The 2,678-nt window shown below is 71.6% G+C and carries 2 protein-coding genes; one reads left to right on the top strand and one right to left on the bottom strand.

Annotation, left to right across the window (positions count from 1 at the left end):
* The first annotated feature begins 1,644 nt into the window (after positions 1 to 1,644).
* The gene (locus D7V97_RS41990; RefSeq protein ID WP_120616130.1) at positions 1,645 to 1,887 is read left to right on the top strand and encodes a hypothetical protein; all 243 of its coding nucleotides are present in this window, start codon (positions 1,645 to 1,647) and stop codon (positions 1,885 to 1,887) included.
* Between the two features lie 17 nt (positions 1,888 to 1,904).
* Here D7V97_RS41990 and D7V97_RS41985 read toward each other — a convergent pair whose 3' ends face one another.
* Positions 1,905 to 2,537 (bottom strand): YafY family protein, encoded by a 633-nt coding sequence (locus D7V97_RS41985; RefSeq protein WP_120616129.1) that lies wholly within the window; start codon positions 2,535 to 2,537, stop codon positions 1,905 to 1,907.
* Positions 2,538 to 2,678: the final 141 nt, after the last annotated feature.

Here is a 2,678-nt window from a genome sequence, read left to right as displayed (position 1 = left end):
GAGTTCGTCGGCAGCGTCAGATGTGTATAAAGAGACAGGTGCGGTAGTCCGCGGGGTCGAAGTGCTCCACCCTTCGGCGGAAGGCGAGCGTGGTGCCGGGCCAGAGGACGGAGTTGCGACCCGTGACGTCCAGGTACCAGCTGCGGCAGCCGCCCTGGTTCCAGACGGTATGGGACAGCCGCGCATCCAGATCACGGATGAAGGCGTCCTGCACCTCCGGCACCGGATCCACGGCGGCCGCGCCCCGGGCGTCCAGGTAACGCAGCGCGCCCAGCACGTGCTCCAGCTGGGCCTCCATCATCAGCAGCACGGAGGTGTGGCCCAGGACGGTGTTGGGCCCTTGGAGGAGGAAGAGGTTGGGGAAGCCGCTCACGGTGGTGCCCAGGAAGGCCTTGGGGCTGCCCTCCCAGACGTCCGCGAGCGTGCGCCCATCCGGGCCGTGGACGTGGTGCCCCAGCGGCATGTCCGTCACCTGGAAGCCGGTGCCGAAGATGAGCGTGTCCACCGGGTGGACGGCGCCGTCGTCGGTGATGACCGCGTGCTCGCGCACCTCGCGGATGCGGGACGTGACGACCTCCACGTTGTCGCGGGTGAGGGCCGGCAGGTAGTCATCGGAGACGACCACGCGCTTGCACCCCATCGTGTAGCGGGGCGTGAGCTTGTCGCGCAGCACGGGATCCGTCACGGCCTTCGCCAGGTACCGGAGCGCCCACCGCTGGGCGGCGCGGAGGATCCAAGGGTGCTGGAAGCCCAGGGACAGGGCCTCGCGCAGCAGGCGCAGCCCCTGGCGCAGGAGCCAGTGCACGCCGGGCCCCCGCTGGTACACCGCGCGCCGCAGGGGGCCAATGGGCTTGTCCCCCCGGGGCAGCACCCACGCGGGCGTGCGCTGAAAGAGGACGAGCCGGCCGACCGTGGGTTGGATGGCGGGGACGATCTGCGCCGAGGACGCGCCCGTGCCCACCACGCCCACGGTGCGCCCGGCCAGCGGGTACTCCACGTCCCAGCGCGCGGAGTGCATCACCTTGCCCTGGAAGCGCTCCAGCCCGGGCAGCGAGGGGATGACGGGCTCGCTCAGCGCGCCCACCGCGGCCACGAAGACGTCCGCGGTGAAGGAGCCCCGGGACGTCTCCAGCCGCCAGTGCTGCCGCGTGGAGTCCCACCGCGCGGAGAGGACGGCGTGCCCGAAGCGCAGGAACGGGGACAGGCCGAAGCGCGTCACGCACTCGCGCAGGTACTGCTGGATCTCTGCGCCCGGCGAATAGACGCGCGACCAGCCGGGGTTCGGCACGAAGGAGAACGAGTACAGCAGCGACTGCACGTCGCACGCGATGCCGGGATAGACGTTGTCGCGCCAGACGCCGCCCACGTCGTCCGCCCGTTCGAAGACGAGGAAGTCGTCGACGCCGTCCTGCTTCAACCGGATGGCCATGCCCAGTCCGGCGAAGCCGGCGCCCCCGATGGCGACTCGCACGTGAGACGGGGAACGGGACACCGGCGGGACCTCCTGCGAGAGAGACGGATGGACCTCCCCTCATGATGACACTTCATGAAGAGCGGAGCAGGCGCGCACGGGGTTACGCTGCGGTCCGCGCGTCGGGCCTTCTTGCGCGCCTTCCACCCGCCCTCGAGGGAAGGTCCTTCGCCGTGACGACTCCCGCGCCCCCGCCCCTCGCGACGCACCTGCGCCCCGTCACCCGCGAGGACGACGCGTTCCTCTTCACGCTCTACGCGAGCACGCGCGCCCGGGAGCTGGCCGCCTGGGGCTGGAGCCCCGCGCAGCAGGACGTCTTCCTGCGCGTGCAGTACCAGGCCCAGTCCCGCCACTACGCCGCGCGCTACCCCGCGGAGGGCCACCCCCTCATCGAGGGCCGGGCCTCCGCACCGTAGCGCGGGGCCCCGCCGCTTCACCCCAGGACTTCGGCGCGCGTGATGCGGTCCAACCGGAAGTGGCGCCGCTCGCCGGACGCGAGGTCCACCGCGTCCAGCCGCGTCTCGTGCCGGTCCATCACCACGGACTCGATGCGCACCTCGCGCGTCGTCTCCAGGAAGTTGCCGTCCACGTAGGTGATGCGCAGCCGCTGGCGCTCGAACCACGCGCGCTCCAACGCTTCGCGCACGGCCTTCTTCGTGGGCAGCGACGGCACGCCCAGGAACGTCAGCTCCCGCAGCCGCTCCAGCAATTCGCGCTGCGCGGACGTGGACAGCGCGGAGCGCACCTTGTCGAGCGCCGACTCCAGCGTCCCCGTGAAGGGCAACAGCCGCATGTCGATGGCGAAGCGGCCCAGCGCCACCACGAGCGCCGCCTCGCGCGCGGTGAAGTTCACCGGCGGCAGGCTGTAGCTGCGGTCCAACGCGTACCCGCCGCCCCGGCCGCGCTCCGCTCCCACCGGCAGCGCCGCGGCGCGCAACGCGTCCAGGTCCCGGTAGATGGTGCGCACCGTCACGTTGAAGCGCTCCGCCAGCACCTCCGCGGTGACGCCGGTACGGCGACCTCTCAGGTACTCCGCGAGGGCGAATAGACGCTCGGTGCGCTGCATGGTCCCGGAATCCTGACATACCGCTGTCAGCCCAGGCCCTCAAGCTGGAGGCGAGCCTCCGCGATGAGAAGCCCTATCGACAGCGCCGTGCTGCCTCCCGCCCCCCGCCCTTGCGGACGTGGCACCGGGGCGCCTATGAGC

Source organism: Corallococcus sp. CA053C (assembly GCF_003611675.1).
Lineage (GTDB): Bacteria > Myxococcota > Myxococcia > Myxococcales > Myxococcaceae > Corallococcus.
The sequence above is the reverse complement of the archived record's forward strand: the minus strand, read 5'-3'. Positions and strand labels throughout refer to the sequence as shown.

Excerpts from the sequence above, each read along its gene's own strand:
- D7V97_RS41985 (WP_120616129.1), bottom strand. The coding sequence starts at position 2,537 with ATGCAGCGCACCGAGCGTCTATTCGCCCTCGCGGAGTACCTGAGAGGT.